Raw genomic sequence first — 2,326 nt, 5'->3', positions numbered from 1 at the left:
CCGTCGTCCCGGCCCGGCACCCCGGGTGCCCCCGTTCCGCGCTGTAGCTCGCGCTGCACCTGGTGCAGGTACGCCACTCAACCCGAGCGAACCGCGACATCAGCGGCCACCACCCTTCGGCTTGCCGTTGCCATCGACGATCACGACCCACTTCTTCGGCTCCGGGTCGTCCGGCAACGTCGGCCACGGCCGGCCACCGTTGTCATCACCCGGCATCGGCCGGGACAGGGCATGCTTGAACAAGGTCTCCTCCTGCATGAGTGGGACTCAGGACCCCCGCCGCGCGTGCTTGGCGGCTGAGCGGCGGGGGTCCGCATCTGACATGGGCCATACTGCATTGGCATAGGCCGTATGTCAAGCGGCGGCGTGCTCGATCAAGCAGTACGTTGCCGCGTTCCGGGCGAACGCAAAAGGTGACGACCCGGTGACAGGCATGGGGGCGCCCTTGGGGACAACCCGCGTCCCTCCCGACACATCGACCCTCACGACGTCGCACACTGAGAGGGTGGATCCGTTCTGAAGGGGTGGTCTTGTGACCGACGAACCAAGGACTGACGGTCAGCGCCCAGCGTGGGCACGCCGAATCCGGGAAGAGCGAGACGCGCGCGGCTGGTCTCAAGCCGAAGCTGTTCGAGTGCTACGCGGACATGCCGGCAGCATCGCACTACCCAGCGATAGCAACTTGATTCGAAATTGGAAGCGATGGGAAGCGGGTGATGCGTTTCCCGACGAGTTTTACCGCCCCTTGCTGGCCAAGGCTTTCGGGACCGTCACAGGAGCCCTATTCCACGCGCCAAAGCTACCTTCGCCCGAGAGAGATCTGCTCGTGGCAACAGGAATGGATACTCTTGAAATTGTTTCCCGATTGAGGCTGTCCGATGTTGGTCAAGGAACTCTTGATGCTCTGACGATAACAACCGAGAGGTTGTGTTGCGAATATGCTTCGTCGCCATCCCTCCAACTGCAAACGGAAGGACGTTCCTGGCTGAAGAGAATCATTCGCATATTGGATCAGCGTCTAACTCTTGCCCAGCATCGTGAACTACTCGTGCAGGCGGGATGGATCGCGCTTCTGGTGGGATGTGTTGAATATGATCTAGGAGATAAGAGGGCGGCGGAGGCCACTCGCAGGGCAGCGTTGTCGCTCGGCGACGAAGCGGGTCACGGGGAAATCATTGGGTGGGCCCATGAGATGCAAGCCTGGTACTCGCTTACTCAGGGCGACTACAGTGGGACCATCGTGGCAGGCGAGACCGGGCAGTGCATCGCGCCAAACGCGGGCGTATCGGTACAGCTCGCGGCACAGAGAGCAAAGGCTTGGGCGAGGATCGGTGATCGGCGGCAAGTGGAGGTAGCCCTTGACCAAGGGCGGTCAATGCTTGAAAAGCTGCCTTACCCTGAAAACATTGACAACCATTTCGTGGTCGACCCTGCGAAGTTCGATTTCTATGCGATGGACTGCTATCGGATATTGGGCGAAGATAGGCTTGCCGAAAATTACGCCCGTCACGTGATCGAAGCCGGCACGGACTTTAGTGGGCACGAGCGGTCCCCGATGCGTAACGCTGAAGCGCGTATAACACTCGGTGTCGTGGCGGCGCGAGGGGGCGACGTAGATCAAGCTGTAGCTTATGGTCAGCGCGCCTTGGTTGGCGACCGAAAATCACTTCCATCTCTGCTGATGTGCTCTCGGGAACTGTCGGCGGTTCTGCAGGAGAATCATACCACTCACCCGGATGTAGACAGCTACCTTGATCAGCTACGCAACATCGCTACCACTCCGGCGCAGATGAATAACCAGGATTGAACTATTGGCGGCTACCTTGAGTTGCCGTGCAACATTCTCTGAAGCTGTAACGACTTCAGTGGAAATAACTTCTATCTGATCGTCTAGTGCGATCGCAACCGTCGACTCACCGTCCTCCTCGCCGCGGACGACGGTTCCACCCCGGCCTGCCGTGTAGACAAGGCCCTCGGCCTTGAGAATCGAGATCGCCTTGTCGACTGTGGGTCGGGCGACCTTCCAATGTTGGGCCAGTTCACGAACGGTGGGGAGATGTTCGCCAGGCAGGAGCCGACCGTGTGCGATCTCCGCTCGGTAGTGATCAGCGATCGCTGCGGAGCCACTCCGTTCCAGGTCTGGCACTCGATCCCCCTCCGATGGACAGACGATGGTCACGATCGTAACTGGGTCGGATGCCGGTCTCCTCAGCATGACGTCGACCGCCCCCGAGCTGACCTAGAAGATCCCGTCGAGTGATCAACAGGCAGCCGATCACAGGACGCCCGACGCTAAACGTTGGTTCCTCGGCGGTTACTACGAGGA

3 protein-coding genes are annotated in these 2,326 nt (G+C 60.1%); 1 reads left to right on the top strand and 2 read right to left on the bottom strand.

The features are described from left to right. Nucleotides 1-99 precede the first annotated feature (99 nt). The gene (locus tag AC08OO_RS20185; RefSeq protein WP_476618906.1) at nt 100-258 is read right to left on the bottom strand and encodes a hypothetical protein; all 159 of its coding nucleotides are present in this window, start codon (nt 256-258) and stop codon (nt 100-102) included. A gap of 274 nt (nt 259-532) precedes the next feature. Here AC08OO_RS20185 and AC08OO_RS20180 point away from each other — a divergent pair, with 274 nt between their 5' ends. Further along, a complete protein-coding gene (locus tag AC08OO_RS20180) occupies nt 533-1,807 on the top strand; it encodes a helix-turn-helix domain-containing protein (RefSeq protein ID WP_476618905.1) in 1,275 nt (424 codons plus the stop codon). Here the strand turns inward: AC08OO_RS20180 and AC08OO_RS20175 are convergent. Next, nucleotides 1,760-2,215 carry a GntR family transcriptional regulator gene (locus tag AC08OO_RS20175; protein WP_476618904.1) on the bottom strand — a complete coding sequence of 152 codons (456 nt, stop codon included), beginning with the start codon at nt 2,213-2,215 and terminating at the stop codon, nt 1,760-1,762. The genes AC08OO_RS20180 and AC08OO_RS20175 overlap by 48 nt on opposite strands. Nucleotides 2,216-2,326 lie beyond the last annotated feature (111 nt).

It is taken from the genome of Frankia sp. CeCAU1, assembly GCF_977971845.1.
Note: the sequence above shows the minus strand (reverse complement) of the source record. Positions and strands in the feature narration are given on the sequence as shown.

What these genes read in the sequence shown, in the direction of transcription:
- AC08OO_RS20185 (WP_476618906.1), bottom strand. Translation starts at nt 258, where the DNA reads ATGCAGGAGGAGACCTTGTTCAAGCATGCCCTGTCCCGGCCGATGCCG.
- AC08OO_RS20175 (WP_476618904.1), bottom strand. Translation starts at nt 2,215, where the DNA reads ATGCTGAGGAGACCGGCATCCGACCCAGTTACGATCGTGACCATCGTC.